Source organism: Micromonospora sp. NPDC005161 (genome assembly GCF_053599855.1).
Genome location: NZ_JBSFYQ010000019.1, coordinates 1 through 16,627 on the forward strand (window position 1 = coordinate 1; position 16,627 = coordinate 16,627).

Genomic DNA, 16,627 nt, shown 5'->3' on the forward strand with positions numbered 1-16,627 from the left:
ACCATCTACCGGAGACCTCACTGCGTATCGATCACCGACACGCCACAACCCTGATCAAGGTCGACCGCCAGCCCCCGCTATGAAACACGGCCTAGTACACATCGGTAACCTCGAAGCTGGGGTCGCGATGATTCGACATCGGCTGTCCCTGCCGGTCGGCCAGCGCGGCACCAAGGGCGTACCGGGCGGCTACCGCAGTCGGCAGGAGTGGTTCGCCAAGAGTCGCCGTCTGCACGTGCTGATGGAGCGGCTGGAGCGGGAGCGGGCCGACCGTGAGGCCGGGGTCGTGCATGTGATGCGCGGCGGGAAGCGGCTCGCCCGCAACCGCCACAACCTGGCCCAGGCTGGACTGACCGGGGCGCAGTGGCGCGACCGCTGGGAAGCGCAGCGCTGGTTCCTTCAGGCCGACGGGGAGTCGGGTAAGCGGTACGGCAACGAGACGATCCGCGTCACCCCCGGCGGCGAAGCGTCGATCAGACTGCCCGCACCGCTGGCCGGACTGGCGAACGCCCCCCACAGCCGGTATGTCCTCGCGGCGAAGGCGCGGTTCCCACATCGGGGCCAGGAGTGGGTCGACCGTATCGAGACCAACCGGGCGGTCGCCTACCGTATCCACCACGACGCGCGGCGCGGACGCTGGTACATCACCGCGTCCTGGCAGTACGCGCCCACCAAGACGGTCCCGCTGCAGGCCGCCCTCGCCGACGGCGCGATCGGGGTGGATACCAATGCCGATCACATCGCCGCCTGGCGGCTCGACGTTCACGGCAATCCAGTCGGCAACCCACGCCGGTTCCACTACGACCTGTCCGGCACCGCCGAGCACCGTGACGCCCAGCTGCGTCACGCCCTGACTCGGCTGCTGAACTGGGTGAAGGTCTGCGGCGTGAAAGCTGTCGCCATCGAGGACCTGAACTTCGAAGCGGAGAAGACCCGGGAGAAGCACGGCCGCCGCAAACGGTTCCGCAGTCTCATATCCGGGATGCCTGTCAGTAAGCTGCGCGCCCGGCTCACGTCGATGGCCGAGGCGCCCGGCATTGCGATCGTCGCGGTCGACCCCGCATACACCTCCAAGTGGGGCGCCCAGCACTGGCAGAAGCCCCTAACCAGCAGAACCCGCACCGCAACTCGCCACGACGCCGCCGCCGTGGCGATCGGACGACGCGCCCAGGGTCACCCGATCCGGCGTCGGACGGCACCGCCCCCAGCTCACCAGAGTGATGGGCAGGGGCATCGGACCGTCCAGGCCGGACCGGGTGACCCTGAGCGCGAGGGAACCCGCCCCCGTAACTTCGGACCGCGGACACGATCCGTGCGCGCCGGATACGGAGCGAACGCGGGAGACCAGCGTGCCCAACACCGTTCGGGACACGCGGCTGAAAACACGCAACTCGTGCTCAGTCCCTAGGAACGGTACCCCGAGGCCGGCTACAGCTGCGGATTGGTTTCCGGTCCGCGCCGATGGGCGAACCCGTCGGAGATGGCGATCCCGGCCAGGATCGACCCGGCGGTGACAACCGCCGCGATCGGCGGAAGGAACACCATCGGCGGCGCGGCCACGACCAGCGCCAGCGCCCCGAGCAACAGCACCCGGCAGCGCGCCCCGGTGCGGGACAGTTGCTCCAAGTAGGTCCGCCCGATCAGGAACAGCGCCGGGCCGCCGAAGATGACGACCACCAGGGCCCAGTCGATCGGCGGATCCGGGTCCTCCATGATCTGTCCGAAGCCGACCGCGAGGCAGATGATGCCGCCGACGATGAGCAGCAGGCTGAAGCTCGCCCACCGGGACAGTTGCATCCCCTCGCCGGCCGAGCTGGCGGTCGTGTCCCGACCCGGGCCCGCGTGGTAGAAGTAGATCCGCCAGAACGCCACCACCGCCACGAACGCGGCGACAAGGGTGACGGTCCGCAGGGTCGAGAAGCCCGGGAAACTGATGGTGAGGCCGGCTTCGAGCACCACCTCGGCGAGCGCGATCATGAAGAACTGGTTGTACCGCTCGGCGAGGTGCATGTAGGAGACCCCGGACAGGGCGGCGCGGCGTGCCCCGGCAATCCCGAGGGCGGGCCAGTTGGTGGCCGCCCCGACGACCTCGATGGAGAGGGCGACGGTCCAGAAGACGCCGCGGCCGAGCCCTCCGCTGATGCCGCCGCCGATCCACAGCACGCCGGACACCGCGTGCCAGCTCAGCACCCGGGCCGAGACCTCCCGCATCGGATGGCCTCGCAGGGCCCACGTCAGGTAGAGCGGGCGGCCGACCTGAATGAGGACGTACGCGCACGCGAAGATCACACCGCGCTGCCCGAACGCCTGGGGCAGGGTGACCGACAACACCAGCGTGCCGAACATCGTCGCGAGCAGGAGGGTCTGGATGTCGGTTCGGCGCGGGTCGTAGGTGCTCGCCATCAGGGCGTTCAGCGACCAGATCATCCACATCGCCGCGAAGAACAGCAGCGTCTGACCCGCCTCCGACAGCAGCGAGTGCCGGACGATGGTCAGGTCGTCGGCGACCCGTCCGGCGAGACGGGCGAGCGCGAAGACGTAGACGATGTCGAAGAGCAACTCCAGGACGGTTGCCCGTTGCGGGCTTCTGCTGTCCCCGAGCCCTCGGAACGCCGCGCCCGTCAGCACGGAGGGGTTCAGCTACCGGCCAGGGCCGCCGGCACGGGCACCGGGACGTCCAGCTTCCAAGCCTGGTGGCGATGCTCGGTGCTCTGCCCCGCCGCCATCGCCCCCGCGCCTCCTCGCCGACCGGTCCAGCCTCATCTGTGATGAGGCATTTTATCCCGGTATTTACCCCGCCTTGACGGTTATCGCGAATACGCCTTCGGTGACGGTCCAGCCCCCTCACCACGCCGCGCGAGGGGCCGGGGTCGGTTCGACCCGGTCCGTCGCGCGGCCCTCGGCGGTACGTCGGATCATGCGGGTCATCACAGTCCGGTAGGAGCGCGGGTCGACGGGCAACAGCCACTGTCGGGCCCGTGCCAACCGGCCGAGGTTGAGCCCCAACTCATCGAGCACCTCGTCGATGTTGTGCATCGAGAACGGGATGACGTTCGTGCCCCGGGCGTGCCGCCCGCTGGTCCGCGCCGCCATCCAGGCCACCCGCGTGCGAACCTCCTCGCGCATCCGCTCCCGGGGCGGCAGTGCGATCCCGCCCCGCAGGTGGGCGGCGGTCCAGACCGCGGCCATCTCCGCGCTCAGCGGACTGAAGAACGAGGAGTTGTAGCCGGCGAAGGTCAGGCGTGGGACGTCGATCGGCAGGATCTGCCGGTAGAGCATGAAGTTGCCGGCGGCGTCCTGGAGCCGGGCGTGCAGCGCGTCATCGAAGAACGGAACGTGCTGCCGGAAACCGGTGCCACAGATCACCAGGTCCGCGGCGAGCACCGTGCCGTCGTCGAGGCGGGCGGCCGGTCGACCGTCGTCGACCAGGAGTTCTCTGATCGTCCGGTCCCGATGGACGGTGATGTGGCCGTCCGCGACGCGCTCGAAGAAGCCCTCCGTCGCGAGGCTGACGGTGCTGCGGGCGATGTCCTGGAAGGTGCCGTTCGGCACGAGGCCCAGCTCGCGCAGCTTGAGCTGCCTGGTCGCGACCGACCCGACGCTGTCGAGCATGGTACGGCGCAGACCGTCTCCCGGGCCGTGCAGGAACCGCTCGACGCCCTTCAGGCTGAGGTAGCGGAACAGCGCCTCACCCATCCTGGTGAGCAGGAGGTACTTGTAGTTGAGTGCGTTGCCGAGCTTCCTGGGCATCTTCCAGAGCAGCTCGCGGGCGACGAGGTGGGTCTGGGCGGCGACGTCGCTCAGCGGGACCGCCACGTCGCAGGAGGACTTGCCGTAGCCGACGACGAGGACGTTCTTTCCCCGGGCCGCCGCGAGGTCGTGGAAATCGCCCGCGGCCAGGACCCGTCCTCCGGCGGCGGTGAAGTCCTCGCGTCCGTCGAAGGACGGGACGAGAGGATCGGAGAAGATGCCGTTGGCGACGATGAGGTGGTCGTACCGCTCCACGGTCACCGGGTCCTGACCCGTCGGGCGCGACGCGAGCAGCCACCCGGTCTCGTCGTCCAGGAGTGCCGCGGAGACGACCTCCGTGGAGAGACGCAGGACAGCGTCGAGCCCGAACATCTCCACGTAGCTTTCCAGGTACTGCTGGACCTGCTCGCCCGTCGGCCACTGCGGGTAGTGCGCGGGCATGGGGAGGTCGGAGAGGTGGTAGGTGCCCTTGTCGTTCTGGGTACGAAGGCCGGGATACCGACGGGTACGGCTCCACACTCCGCCGACGTCGGGCGCCTTCTCGAACACGGTGACGTCGAAGCCACTCTGCCGCAGCACCTTCGCTGCGCTCAGGCCGGCGAATCCAGCGCCGACGACGGCGATCCTCATGGCAGCCTCCGGAGAGTGTGTGACCCGCTGGCGAGGTACCGCGGCAGCAGAGGCGCTGGCGGTGTCAGCACGCTAACGGGCACGGCGGACGGGCCGCTATCCGCCGTGCGCGGGGTGTGTCCGCCGCGCGCAGCCGGCGGACGAGCCGTTCCTTGTCGGGTCGGCGGCTTTCCGGTGCTGCCCGCCCGGGTCGCGTCCTAGGGTCAGCGCAGCGGGACGCCCGGGAGGTGTCGGATGGATGCCGTGACGGTCAGGACCGACGACGTCGAGCACGCTCGTGCCGAGGTGGGTCGCGTCTTCTGCCCGCACCGGCTCACACCACAGGCGGGTGTCCGCGACGTTCGACTGCGGATGGCGGCCCGTCGCGTGGGAGGCGTGGGCGTCATCGACCTCGACTACGGCCAGGCGGTACGGATCCAACCCGGCCCGCTGGAGACCTTCTATCTCGTGCAGATTCCCCGCAGCGGCAGCACGATGGTGCGGCACGCCGGCCATAGCGTGACCTCGACGCCCGACGTCGCCTCCGTCCTCTCCCCCTACGACGCGTCCGACATGCACTGGTCCGCGGGTTCGCCGCACCGGATCTTCTACGCCGACCGGCGCACCGTCGACCGGGAACTCGCCCGCCTGCTGGGCCGGCCGGTGGACGGCCCGGTCCGCTTCGACATCGGCATGACCATGACCACGGCCGCCGCGATGGCGTGGGCACGCGGTGTGGATTTCCTCGCCGACGAGCTGTCGCAGCCGATGGACGCCTCCCTGCTCGACCACCCTCAGGTCGCCGCTCGGTTCCAGCAGGGACTCATCGGCAAGTTGTTGCTGGCCCACCGGCACACCTATTCCGACCAGCTCGCCGAGCCGGCACACCACACGGCTCCCGGGCGCCTCGTGCGCCGGGCCTGCGCCCTGATCGCGGACCACCACGGCGAGGCGCTGACGGTCCGGGATGTCGCGGAGGCGCTCCGGGTGAGCGTACGAACGCTGCAGGACTGCTTCCGCCGCGAGTTGCAGACGACGCCGACGGCGTACCTGCGCGCATGCCGGCTCGATGCGGTCCACCGTGCGCTGCGCGCGGCCGGCCCCGGCGCGTCCGTGACGACCGTTGCCCTGCACCACGGGTTCGTCCATCTTGGCCGCTGTGCCGGCGACTACCGGGTGCGCTTCGGCGAGTCGCCGTCCACGACCCTGCGCGGCTGAGGTCTCCGGCTGCCGGGTCGCTCGGCCGTCAGCGGTGCATGTGCAGGCGGATCGTGGTGGCACCCGGCACGGTGTGGACGCGCACGAGATCGCAGAGCTGGTTGACCAGGAGGAGCCCGCGGCTGCCGGGCTGCTGCGGCGGCACCGGGATCCGGCCGGCGAGTGGATTCGTGATGTGCCCGGTGTCGGTGAGCTGGCAGACCAGCCGGGTGTCGTCGGTCCAGACCGCGAGGGTGCCGCCGCCGGCGGTGTGCTTGATCGTGTTCGCGGCCAGTTCGCTGACCGCCAGGGTGAGGTCGGAGACCCGGTCGGGGGGCAGGCCGGCCGCGGCGGCCTCGGCGGTCACCACCCGGCGGATGGCCGAGAGGGCGTGCAGGTCGATGGTGATGGTGGTCGCCTGGGCGGGCGGGTCCTGCAGCGGCAGATTGAACCCCGCGGCCACCGCGACCGGGTCGGCGTAGTGCGGGCTCTCCCGCACCACGCTGCCCAGCTGGACGACGGGATGGGTGCGGTGGGCGTCGTCGAGCCAGCGCCGGTCCAGGTGACGGGTGGCGTAGGGGCAGAGGATGGTGGCCGGTCGGCCGGCGAACGCGGCGTTGATCAGTGCCTCGTGCTGGGCGCAGGCGGGGTACTCGGTCGCGGTACGGCCGGCCCAGATCGGTTCGCCGATGATGCGGACCCGCTTCCCGGCGTGGGCGGCGGCGAAGGCGAGCAGAACACCCGGAATGATCCGGCCCGGGTTGCGCCCGGCCACGCTCATGTCGTGCAGCTGCACCCTGCCCGCGTCGGTGCCGAGCGCGGCGCGGATGTGGTCGAGGTTGTCCCCCGGGACGGCGACCATGACCGGCTCGTCGGCGGCGAGGCCGGCCTGGATGAACGGCAGCGTGCCGGCCAGGTAGTCATCGCGGTCCGCGTAGAAGAGAGCGGGGTGCGCGAAGCTGTCGGTCCTGGTGGCGACGGAGATACTCAAGCTGCGGCCTCCGAGGTGCGTGATCCGGCCGCCGCGTCGGCTCCGGCAGGATCAGTCCGGGGACCTGCGTGGCACCGGTCAGGTGCACTGTATGGGCGACAGCTCTGGAACAGCCGGTCAGAGTCGTTCACGGGACACGTCTGTTGGCCGAGTGGATGGCGAGCAGGGCGATGTCGTCGGTGGCCTGCTCGCCGGCGAGTGTGGTCATGACACGGGCGCAGACTTCCTCGGCGAGACCTGGTTCAACGGCTGCACAGAGCCGGTCGATGCCGACGTCGATGACCTCGCCGCGGCGTTCGACGAGCCCATCGGTGTAGCAGATCAGCAGGGCGTCGGAGGGGAACGCGACGTCGGTGCACCGGCGGGCCGGCTGACGTGAGCCGACACCCAGGGGAAGATCGACGGGAATCTGCAGCGTCTCGGCGGGGTGTCCTGGCCCGGCCAGGACGGGTTGCAGGTGGCCGGCGAGGGAAACCCGGATGACGGTGCGGTCCGGGGAGATCATGGCGTAGAGGACCGTGGCGAGGTTGCCGGTCTCGAAATGCTGGATCTTGCGGTCGAGCAGGGTCAACGCAGTGGCCGGGTCGTCGCAGACCAGCGCGTAGGCGCGCAGTGCGCTGCGGAGACGCCCCATGACGACCGCCGAGCGCAGGCCGTGCCCGGACACGTCGCCGATGACGACACCCAGCCAACCGGAGGGCAGGGTGAACACGTCGTACCAGTCGCCGCCGACGCCGGCGTCGTGGCCGGGCACGTAGCGGGCTGCCATGTCCACACCTGGCGCGTCGGGCAGGTGGGTGGGTAGCAGGCTTCGTTGCAGTGCGAGGGCGGCGCTGCGGTCGAGGCCACTGGCCCGGGTCCGGCTGGCGAGGCTCGCCCGGTCGGCGGTGAGTTGCAGCAACTGCACGTCGTCACCGGTGAATTGGTGCCGCCGCAGGCAGCCGACATGCAGGACGCCGATCAGCTCGCCGCCGGCGAACATCGGCACACCCAACAACGAGCGGACTCCGCGACCGAACAGAGCCGGGTCGTCCGCGGCGGTGACGTTCTCCACCAGGACGGGCTGCTTCTCCTGGGCGATCCGGCCGGCGAAGCCGCTGCCGACGGGGATCCGCGCACCTTCGCGGACGTCGTCCCCGAGGCCCTTCGTCGCGGTGGTCACCAACTGCTGGGCGTGCAGGTCCAGCAGCAGGATGGCCGCGGTGTCAACGCCCAGCACCTCGCGGATACGATCAACCAGCTCTTCCAGAAGGTCGTTGACGTCGAGCTGGGACAGCGCGGCGTCGGTAACCGCCTCGATGCGACGCAGCCGCTCGTCGCTCCCGCTCCCCTGCACGTCAATCACGGCAGGAAGCCTAACCCTTGCCCGGCCAGGAGCAGGTCATGAGGACGTCCCGTATCGGTCCGGCCCGTCGAGAGCCCATCAGTCACCCTGGGAGACGGAACTGACCCACCGGGTCGATCATCACGACCATTTGATGCTTTTCACCGTTTTTGACCGATGCCTGGTACGCCGAGAGCCGCCCCGGCCCACGTCAGCCGCACCGGCGCACGTCAGATGGCCGCTGCCTTGGCCACCTTCCACTCCCCGTCCACCGGGACCAGGGTGAGCACCACCCGGTTCTGGTCGACCTTCTCCCCGGCCGTGTTCACGTTGCGCCGGTACTGGTTGAGGTAGACGAGCAACTCGACCCGTTCGGCGGTCGCGGTCACCACGCCCGTCGCGGACACCTCCGCCGCCACGATCGCCTGCTGGGTGGCCGCGGTCTGCTTCAACGCCGTCGTGGTCTGCTCGTACTCCGTGCCGAACTGTCCGGTGGCGAAGGCGCGGCCGTTGGCGACGCTGTCGTCGAACGTGCGGTAGTCGTAGGAGAAGATCGCTTTGGCGGCGGCGGGCGCCGTGGCCAGCGCCTGGCGTACGGCGCTGTCCCGCCGCTCGGCGCGGTGGTCGCCCCACCAGCCGGCGCCGGCGACGGCGGCCGCGAGCACGATCGCGACGACCAGGGCCGGGACGAGCCGGATCCGGGTGGGGCGCAGCCGAGGAACGCGCGGCCGTCGCGGGAATCGGACCAGGGTACGCACGTGTTCTCCCTCTCTCATCCGACGAACTGCAGCCGCGACACGAGCCACCGCCCGGAGGCCTTGTCGTGGACGATGTCCAGCTGGATCCGGTAGTGCGACGGCCGTCCCTCGGGTGCCTTGATGTTCTTGACGGTGGCGTCGACGGCGACCAGTACGACCGCTCGACGGCGATCTCCAGAGACCAGCCCGGCCCGCAGCACCGTTCCGCGCGAGTCGACCTTGTTCTCCACGACCGCGGCGCGGACCTGCGACTGACCTCGGGTGAACTCGTCCTTGAAGTCGCCGGTGGCTCCGGCGGTGATCCGCTGGATGTCCCGGTCGACGCTGGCCGCGCTGACCGAGACAAAGTTGACGCTGGCCTGTTTGGCGGCGGCGAGGGCCTGCTGCCGGGCCTGGTCCGTCGCCCGGTCGACGTACCAGCGGTGCCCGGTCACGCCGCCGGCCACGACCGTGGCGGCGAGCACGGCCACGAGCAGGGTGATCAGCGACCGTCGCCGGGGCGCCGACGGAGCCCGCTCGCCCGTGCGACGGTCGCCCGAGCTGTCCTCCGGCGAGCTGTCCGCGCTCGCGGGGTCGTCTCCTCTCGCCGGGTCCGCGGCATCCGCCGGGTCCTCGACCGGCTCCTGGTCGAGCCGCTTCAGCAGGTCCTCGATCGGCTCGACCGGTCGGGGGAACTGGCGGGGCACGATCCGGCGCTGCGACGCGCGGCCGGGCACCCCGGGCTTCGCCCCCTTGATGACTTTCAGCGTGTGGTCCCTCCGGGCCCGCATCTGCGCCTCCTTCTTCGCGTCGCTCACGGCGTCACCCCGGCCAGCAGCAACTGCTTCCACGACTGGTCCCCGGCCGTCCGGGACTGGCCCCCGGTGCCGCCGAACTGCAACGGCCGGCCGTCCGAGCCGAGCACCAGGCCGGTCGTCGGGTCGTACCCGGCGGTCGCGGCCCCGGCGGTCGGGGCGCCGCCGGACCGCCCCGGGTCGGGAGCTGGCTCCCGGCCGCCCGGTCGGGGGGCGTTGGCCGCGCCGCGCACGCTGGCGCCGGCCGCCCGCTCCCCCGCGTCGCAGGTGGTTCGCCCCCCGTAAACGCAGGACGGCGGATCGTCGACGTTGAGGACCAGGCCGAGGTGGGCGGTGCCGTCGCCCGGGGTGACGGTGAAACCGCCGGCGACGGCGATCGGGTACACCACCAGCAGTTGCTCGATGCCGGGCAGCCGCCGGGCGGCGATGCCGTTGACGGTCACCAGGTTGCCGAGCAGGGCGCCGACCGTCGGTTCCAGCCCCCGCAGCAACGCGACCAGTTCCCGACCGGCGGGAGGCCCGGCGGCGAGCAGCCGCCGCAGGTCGGGGTCGGCGGCGCGGACGGTGGCCGCCAACTGGGCAAGGCCCGCCGCCCACCGGCGCAGCGCCTGCGCCGACTCGGCCTGGGTGGTGAGCACGGTTCGCCCGTCGTTGATCAGCGCGAGGGTCTCTGGCAGGCGGGTGGTCGCATCGGTCAGCAGCGCGTCCCCGTCGTTCAGGATCCGGGCCAGGGCCAGCTCGTTGCCCTCGAACGCGGCGCCGAGTTCGGTGATCAGGACGGTGAGATCCTCCGGCCCGACGGAGCGCACCAGGGCGTCGAGGTTGCTCAGCAGGACCTCCGGCGCGAGCGGGACACCGGTCCGCTCGACCGGGATCACCGCGCCGTCGGTGAGGTACGGCCCGCTGTCGCGCTCCGGACGCAGGTCCACGTACTGCTCGCCGACGGCGGAGCGGTGCGCCACCACGGCCCGCAGGTCGTCCGGTACCCGGACGTCGCGCTGCAACCGTAGGTCGGCCCGGACCCCGTCACCGCGCAGGGCGACCGCGGCGACCCGGCCGACGGGCACGCCACGGTAGGTGACCGGGGCGTTGGGGAAGATGCCGCCCGCCCGGGCGAGGTCCAGGTGGACGACGTAGCTTCCGCCGAGCAGTCGGTCGCCCAGCCCGACGTAGCCGACGCCGACGTAGCTGACGCCGAGCACGCTCACCAGCAGGAACGCCAGCACCTGCACCTTCGCGGTACGTCCGATCATGGCTTCAACCCTTCGGACAGCAGGTCCGGCAGGGTACCGATCTGTCCGATCACCGCGCCGGTCAGCGGCAGGATGCACTGTGCCGCCAGGACCGTGCCGGCGGGCAGTTCGGTCCCGACGGGAAAGACCGTGCCCGGTGGCACGAGGCCCTTCGGCAGGATCAGCCCGCCGATGGGCACCTTCGAGCCGGGCTTGAGCAGGACGCAGCCCTCCGGCAGCAGACAGTCCTTCGGCGGCGTCCAGGTCGCGGGGAAGTTGAGCGGGTCGGGCAGGCACTTGAGGATCGGCAGGTCGGGCAGCGGGCGGGACCCGCCGCCGGGCCGCGGCACGGTCGGTGCGGCGCCACCGGCAGCCGGTGCCCCGCCGTGGGTGGCCCCCTTTGCCGGTGTGCGCGAACGGGCCGGCGCGGTGGGGGCGGCGGCGACCAGGTTCGCCAGGATCGACGCCGAGTCGAGGTCGGCGGTCATGGAGAGATTGACGAAGTCGCCGACGATCGCGCCGGTGACATTGGGTGGGAACGGGAACGACAGCATGAAGTCCAGCGACTTCGGCAGGTCGTTCCCGGCACGTGTCAGCTGCTCCAGGATCGGTTGCAGCGCCCGTACGTCGGCCAGCGTGTCGTCGCGGCTCCGGTTGACCACCCGGGTGCCGACGTCGCCCAACCGGTCCAGTGCGGTCAGCGCCCGGGTCAGTTGGGCGCGCTGCCCGGCCAGCACGGTCAGGCCCGGGGCGAGGGAGTCCACGGCATCGCCGAGCACCTGCTTCTGACGATCGAGCCGGCCGCTGAGCCGGTCCAGGGCGTCGAGGGCGCGGACCAGGTCGGCCTTCTGCTTGTCCAGCCCGCCAATGAACGTGTCCAGCTCGTCCAGCGCGTCCCGGACGGCGGGCTCCCGTCCGTCGAGTGCGGCGCCGAGCTCCTGGTTGATGGTTCTCAGCTGCGCCAGACCACCTCCGTTGAGCAGCAGCCCGAGGGCGGCGAGGACCTCCTCCACCTCGGCACCGCGAGCGGTCCGCGACAGCGGGATGAGGTCACCGTCGGCGAGTCGACCGGCGGCGGCGCCGGTGGGCGGCGGCGCGACCGTCACGTACTTCTCGCCCAGCAGACTGCTCTGCCGGACGGCGGCTGTCGCGTTGGACGGCAGATGGACGTCTGCGCCGATGCGCAGGGTGACCCGGGCGGTCCAGCCGGCCAGGGAGATCTTCTCCACGCTGCCGACCGTCACGTCGTCGACCTTCACGGCGGCCTGCGGCACCAGGTCGAGCACGTCGCTGAACTCGGCGGTGACGGCGTACCCGTCGCCCCTGGGGGCGCCGCCGGGCAGCGGCAGGTCGGCGAGGTCGGGCAGGCCGCACCCGGCCGGCAGGATCACCACCACGATCGCGCACGCCAGGGTCCGCCGGATGCGTGCGCTCATGACACACCCCGCAGGATGCCGCCGAGGGTGGGGTCGCTGGTGATGCCGGGGCCGCCCGGCGCCTGGTCGGGGATCGGCGCACCGGGGGAACTGAGGGGAGGTTTCCCCGGTGAGGACCCGCCGGTCGCCGGGGCGCCGGGCGGCAGCTTGAGGAGCTTGCGGAGTTGGTCGGTCATGGGCAGCCCGCGGGAGTGCAGGGTCTGCGCGAGTGCCCGGCACTTGGCGGGCACCTGCGCCCCGGGGAGCTGGTCCACTATCAGCGAGCAGGCGAAACCGGCGGGGTCGTAGGGACCCATCACGTTGTCGCGGGTGTCCAGGGTGCCGGAACGCGGGTTGTAGGCCAGGTTGAGGTTGTTCAGGGCCAGCGGGGCGACGTCGAGGATGTCGATGACGGCCTGTTGCTGGCGGACCAGGATGCCGGTGATGTCCGCCAGCGCGGCGACGTTGGACGTCAACGCGTCGCGGTTCTGCCGCACGAACGTGGTCACGTCGGCCAGCGCGGTGGAGAGGTTGCGCAGCGCGGCGGCCAGTTCGTCACGCTCCCCGGCCAGTTGTTGGGCGACGTCGGCCAACTGCTGGTTGAAGGTGCGCACCTCCCGGTCGCTGCGGGCCAGCGCGGTGGTGAAGCGCTGCAGGTTGGCGACCGAACCGAAGAGGTCCTGCCGCCCGTCAGAGAGGGTGGCCAGTGCCCGGGACAGGCCGTCGAGGGTGTCGTGCAGGTTCTGGCCGTTGCCCTCAAGGTTGGCGCGGCCGGTGGCGACCAGGTCGGACAGAGCGCCGTCGCGGTTGGCGCCCTCCGGGCCGAGGGTGCGGTTGAAGTCGTCGAGCGCCTGGTAGATGTCGTCGATCTCCATCGGAGCGGCGGTCCGCTCCAGCGGGATCTCGGCCCTGTCGGCCAGGGCTGCGCCGCCAGCGTAGGCGGGAGTGAGCTGGACGTAGCGGTCGCTGACCACGCTGGGCGGCACGATGAGCGCCTGCGCGTCGGCGGGAACCGTGATCCCCGGGTCGTAGGACATGGTCACCTGGACGGTGCGGCCCTGCGGGGTCACCGCGACCACTTCCCCGACGCGGACGCCCAGCACCCGGACGTCCGATCCGGGGTACACGCCGACGGCGCGGGTGAAGTGGGCGACGACCCGCCGTGTGGGTGTGCCGTCGCGGAGAACGACCACGCCGCCGGCGACGGCTACCAGCAGGGCGGTGGTGACGGCGATCGGCCGTCGCCGCCGCTGGATGGGACCGGGCATCAGCGGCCTCCCGTGGGCTGGTACGGCTGGAGCAGACCGGAGACGTACGAGTCGAACCAGCGGCCGTTGCCCACCACGTTGGCGAACGCGGTGACGAACGGCCCCATCCGCTGGATGGTCTTCTCCAGGTCGTCCCGGTTGCGTTGCAGGATGGCGACGACCTCCCGCAGCTTGTGCAGCGCGGGGGCGAGCTGGGCGCGGTTGTCGCTGACCAGGCCGGACAGTTGGGTGGCGAGTTCGTCGGTGCCGACGAGCAGCTTGTGGATGGCGTCCCGACGCCGACTCACCTCGCTCAGCAGCGCCTCGCCGTCGGTGACCAGTTCGCGGAACTCCTCGTCCCGGGTGGCGAGCACGGCGGTCACCTGGCGGGCACGGTCGAGCAGCGCCCGCAGTTCGGCGTCGCGCCCGGCGACGGTCCGGGAGAGCCGGGAAAGGCCGACCAGGGAGGCGTTGACGCTCCCGGGGGTGTCGGCGAAGGTCTCGGACAGGGTGGTGAAGGCGGCGGCGAGCTGGTCGGTGTCGACCCGGTCGAGCGTGTCGGCCAGCCCGGTGACCGCCTGCACCACGTCGAACGGCGCCGCGGTGCGGGCGAGGGGGATCTGCCCGCCCTCGCGCAGCCGACCCGGTCCGGCGGGCGAGAGGGCCAGATACTTCTGGCCGAGCACCGTCTTGATCCTGATCGTGGCGCCGGTGTCGGTGCCGAGCCGCACGCTGTCGTCGTCCACCCGGAACCCGACCCGTACGTACGCCGCGCTGTCGCGGGCGAGTTCCACGGCGGTCACCTTGCCGACCCGCACCCCGGCGACCCGCACCTCGTTGCCGGTGACGAGGCCGCTGGCGTCGTGGAAGGCCGCCTGGTAGCCGCGTCCGGTGAGGTCGGCCAGCCGGTCGAGCTGGAAGGCGCCCAGCAGCACGGCGACGATCAGCGCCAGCCCGAGCGTGCCGACGATCACCGGGTTGCGTTCCCGAAACGGTGTCACTGGCTGCCTCCGGCGCATCGGGCGGCCGGGGCGCTGAAGGTGGGCAGGTCGAGCGGTGCCCGGCCCGACACCGCCACGTTGCCGTCGAAGTCGCAGAGGTAGAAGTTGAACCACGAGCCGGAGGACGCGACGCGGGTCAGGGACTCGTACCGCTCCGGCAGCCGCCCGAGGGTGCCGTCGATGACGGCCGCGTTGCGGTTGAGGGTGCCGGAGAGCTCGTCCAGGGCGCGCACGTCCGCGGCGAGCGGTGGTCGTACGTCGCGCAGCAGCGACGACGTCGCGGTGGTGAGCTCACCGATGCTGACCAGGGACTCGCCGATGGCCGTGCGGTCGGCGGACAGCCCGGAGACGAACTGCTGGAGCTGGCTGATGCTCTGGTCCAGGTTCTGGTCCCGGTCGGCCAGCGTGCCCAGGACGCCGTTGAGGTTGGTGATGACCCGCCCGATGACGGCGTCCCGGTCGGCGAGGGTGTTGGTCAGCGACGCGGTGCGTTGCAGCAGGCTGCTGACCGTGCCGCCCTCGCCCTGCAGCACCTGGATGATCTCGTAGGCGAGTTTGTTGACGTCCTCGGGACTGAGCGCCGTGAACAGGGGCCGGAACCCGTTGAACAGCACCGTGAGGTCCAGGGCCGGTGTCGTCTGGCCGAGGGGGATGAGGCCGTCAGGCCGCAGTGGACGCCCCTCCCCCGGCCCCTCGCTCAGCGCCACGTACCGCTGGCCCACCAGGTTGCGGTAGCGGATCTTGGCGCGGACGCTGGTGGCCACCGGAACGTCGGAGGTGACCGTGAAGGCCACCTCGGCGAGCGTGTCGTCGACCACCGTGATGCCGCGGACCCGACCGACCTGCACACCGGCGACGCGGACGTCGTCGCCGGGGAGCAGGCCGGTGACGTCGGTGAACCGGGCCCGGTAGGTGACCCCGCCCGGTGGGAAGGCACCGAGGGTCTGCGCGAGCAGCGCCGTCAGCAGCAGGGTCACCGCGGCGAAGACCACCAGCTTCAGCAGGGGTGCCATGGCCTTGTTACTCATCGCGCGTTCACCACCCCTCCTCTCAGCAACGGCCCCCAGAGCAGGACCGCGATGTCGGGGACCTCCGCGGGCAGGATGCCGGTGACGGCACCGACCAGCGGCTTGACCAGCGCGCGCTCCTCGCCGGTGGCGGCCCGGCCCATCGCCGGGGAACCGGCGGCGGGCACGGCCGCCGCCAGGCCGACCGGCAAGGGGTCATGCGGGCGGGCGCCGCCGTGGTCGTAACCGTCGGCGACCGGCACGCTGGGCGCCGGCCGCCCCGGTTGGGGCAGGCCACGGCACTGCGGCCCGTCGTGCGCGCCGTAGACGGGCTCGTCGCGGCCCTTCTCGTACCTGCCGCCGTCGCGGGTGACCTCCAGGGTGACGTGCATCCGCCCGCCGGCGAAGACCTCCTCGACCTGGGGTTGCAGGGCGACCAGCCCGCTCATCAGGCACGGGTACTCGGGGGCGTACGTGGCGAGCAGTTCCAGCACCGGGCGGCTCACCTGGCCGAGCTCGATGATCTGATCGCCGTGTCGGTCGAGGAAGCCGCGGGTGGCGTCGGCGGTGTCGGTGGTGTCGGCGAGGAACGCCGCCAGCTGTGCACGTTGGTCGGTGACGGTGCGGGCGGTGACGGTGACGTCCCGCAGCAGGGCGAGCAGGTCGGGCAGGGCGGCGTCGTAGCTGTCCAGCACGACGGCGAGCTTGCGGACGTCCTCGGCGATGGCCGGCATCGCCGAGTTCAGCTGCCGCAGGTACGCACCGAGCCGCTCGATGTTCGCGCCGAGCTGCTCGCCGCGTCCGTCGAGGGCGGTGGCGATCGCGCCCAGCGTCGCGGCGAGCTGTTCGGGCCGCACCGCCTGGAGCAGCGGCAGCGCCTCGTCGAGGACGCGTTCCAGCTCGACGGCGGTGCGGCTGCGGTCCTGGGTGATGACCGCGCCGTCACGGATCGGTACGCCGTTGCCGCCGGCCGGCGGCACGAGTTCGACGTACCGCTCGCCGAAGAGCGTCTTGGGCAGCAGCCGCGCACTGACGTCGGCGGGGATCCGCGGCGTGGTGGCCGGGTCCAGGGCCAGCCGGATGCTCGCGCCCGCGCCCTCGCTGCCGACCGAGCGCACCTCGCCGACGACGACCCCGCGGACCTTGACGTCGGCGCCCGGGCTGAGCTGCAGGCCGGACCGGCCGGCCTGCAGGGTGACCCAGGTGACCGGCGTGAACGCCTTGCGGTACTGCAGCACGGAGGCGGTCAACGCCGCGGTCAGCACGGCGATGAAGACGATGCCGAGAATGCGATGTCTCATG

14 protein-coding genes are annotated in these 16,627 nt (G+C 71.5%); 2 read left to right on the forward strand and 12 right to left on the reverse strand.

What is annotated here, in order from left to right; genetic code table 11:
- Window positions 1-235 precede the first annotated feature (235 nt).
- Entirely contained in the window at window positions 236-1,408 is a 1,173-nt protein-coding gene (locus ACWD5O_RS19170) for a hypothetical protein (RefSeq protein ID WP_450086085.1), read from the forward strand.
- A 20-nt stretch (window positions 1,409-1,428) separates the two neighbouring features.
- On the opposite strand, the gene ACWD5O_RS19175 is transcribed toward ACWD5O_RS19170, so the two are convergent.
- Window positions 1,429-2,628, reverse strand: a complete 1,200-nt coding sequence (locus ACWD5O_RS19175; RefSeq protein ID WP_450086086.1) for a low temperature requirement protein A — start codon at window positions 2,626-2,628, stop codon at window positions 1,429-1,431.
- A 216-nt stretch (window positions 2,629-2,844) separates the two neighbouring features.
- Window positions 2,845-4,380, reverse strand: coding sequence for a flavin-containing monooxygenase (locus ACWD5O_RS19180; RefSeq protein ID WP_450086087.1), 1,536 nt, complete (start codon window positions 4,378-4,380; stop codon window positions 2,845-2,847).
- Between the two features lie 243 nt (window positions 4,381-4,623).
- On the opposite strand from ACWD5O_RS19180, the gene ACWD5O_RS19185 reads away from it, so the two are divergent.
- Complete coding sequence (locus tag ACWD5O_RS19185) at window positions 4,624-5,577, forward strand: AraC family transcriptional regulator (RefSeq protein ID WP_450086088.1); 954 nt, start codon at window positions 4,624-4,626, stop codon at window positions 5,575-5,577.
- Window positions 5,578-5,605: 28 nt separating this feature from the next.
- Here ACWD5O_RS19185 and ACWD5O_RS19190 read toward each other — a convergent pair whose 3' ends face one another.
- The 10 genes from ACWD5O_RS19190 to ACWD5O_RS19235 all read right to left on the reverse strand — a co-directional run bounded on the left by ACWD5O_RS19190 (window position 5,606) and on the right by ACWD5O_RS19235 (window position 16,626).
- Entirely contained in the window at window positions 5,606-6,547 is a 942-nt protein-coding gene (locus ACWD5O_RS19190) for an anti-sigma factor RsbA family regulatory protein (RefSeq protein WP_450086089.1), read from the reverse strand.
- Window positions 6,548-6,674: 127 nt separating this feature from the next.
- Window positions 6,675-7,892: a PP2C family protein-serine/threonine phosphatase gene (locus tag ACWD5O_RS19195; RefSeq protein WP_354967453.1), complete on the reverse strand. Its 1,218-nt coding sequence runs from the start codon at window positions 7,890-7,892 to the stop codon at window positions 6,675-6,677.
- 209 nt (window positions 7,893-8,101) lie between these two features.
- Window positions 8,102-8,629, reverse strand: coding sequence for a hypothetical protein (locus ACWD5O_RS19200; RefSeq protein WP_354967452.1), 528 nt, complete (start codon window positions 8,627-8,629; stop codon window positions 8,102-8,104).
- 14 nt (window positions 8,630-8,643) lie between these two features.
- Window positions 8,644-9,426, reverse strand: coding sequence for a hypothetical protein (locus tag ACWD5O_RS19205; RefSeq protein ID WP_450086090.1), 783 nt, complete (start codon window positions 9,424-9,426; stop codon window positions 8,644-8,646).
- The gene (locus ACWD5O_RS19210) at window positions 9,423-10,676 is read right to left on the reverse strand and encodes an MlaD family protein (protein ID WP_354967450.1); all 1,254 of its coding nucleotides are present in this window, start codon (window positions 10,674-10,676) and stop codon (window positions 9,423-9,425) included. The genes ACWD5O_RS19205 and ACWD5O_RS19210 overlap by 4 nt, the downstream gene beginning before the upstream one ends.
- Window positions 10,673-12,091, reverse strand: coding sequence for an MCE family protein (locus tag ACWD5O_RS19215; RefSeq protein ID WP_450086091.1), 1,419 nt, complete (start codon window positions 12,089-12,091; stop codon window positions 10,673-10,675). Before ACWD5O_RS19215 ends, ACWD5O_RS19210 begins: the two co-directional genes overlap by 4 nt.
- Entirely contained in the window at window positions 12,088-13,338 is a 1,251-nt protein-coding gene (locus tag ACWD5O_RS19220) for an MCE family protein (protein WP_354967448.1), read from the reverse strand. The genes ACWD5O_RS19215 and ACWD5O_RS19220 overlap by 4 nt, the downstream gene beginning before the upstream one ends.
- Window positions 13,338-14,318, reverse strand: coding sequence for an MCE family protein (locus ACWD5O_RS19225; protein WP_387322053.1), 981 nt, complete (start codon window positions 14,316-14,318; stop codon window positions 13,338-13,340). The genes ACWD5O_RS19220 and ACWD5O_RS19225 overlap by 1 nt, the downstream gene beginning before the upstream one ends.
- Window positions 14,315-15,346, reverse strand: coding sequence for an MCE family protein (locus tag ACWD5O_RS19230; protein ID WP_354967446.1), 1,032 nt, complete (start codon window positions 15,344-15,346; stop codon window positions 14,315-14,317). Before ACWD5O_RS19230 ends, ACWD5O_RS19225 begins: the two co-directional genes overlap by 4 nt.
- Window positions 15,343-16,626 carry an MCE family protein gene (locus ACWD5O_RS19235; protein WP_387322051.1) on the reverse strand — a complete coding sequence of 428 codons (1,284 nt, stop codon included), beginning with the start codon at window positions 16,624-16,626 and terminating at the stop codon, window positions 15,343-15,345. The genes ACWD5O_RS19230 and ACWD5O_RS19235 overlap by 4 nt, the downstream gene beginning before the upstream one ends.
- Window position 16,627: the final 1 nt, after the last annotated feature.

Coding starts and splice junctions, on each gene's coding strand:
- ACWD5O_RS19180 (WP_450086087.1), bottom strand. CDS start 4,380: ATGAGGATCGCCGTCGTCGGCGCTGGATTCGCCGGCCTGAGCGCAGCG.
- ACWD5O_RS19210 (WP_354967450.1), bottom strand. CDS start 10,676: ATGATCGGACGTACCGCGAAGGTGCAGGTGCTGGCGTTCCTGCTGGTG.
- ACWD5O_RS19215 (WP_450086091.1), bottom strand. CDS start 12,091: ATGAGCGCACGCATCCGGCGGACCCTGGCGTGCGCGATCGTGGTGGTG.
- ACWD5O_RS19220 (WP_354967448.1), bottom strand. CDS start 13,338: ATGCCCGGTCCCATCCAGCGGCGGCGACGGCCGATCGCCGTCACCACC.
- ACWD5O_RS19230 (WP_354967446.1), bottom strand. CDS start 15,346: ATGAGTAACAAGGCCATGGCACCCCTGCTGAAGCTGGTGGTCTTCGCC.
- ACWD5O_RS19235 (WP_387322051.1), bottom strand. CDS start 16,626: ATGAGACATCGCATTCTCGGCATCGTCTTCATCGCCGTGCTGACCGCG.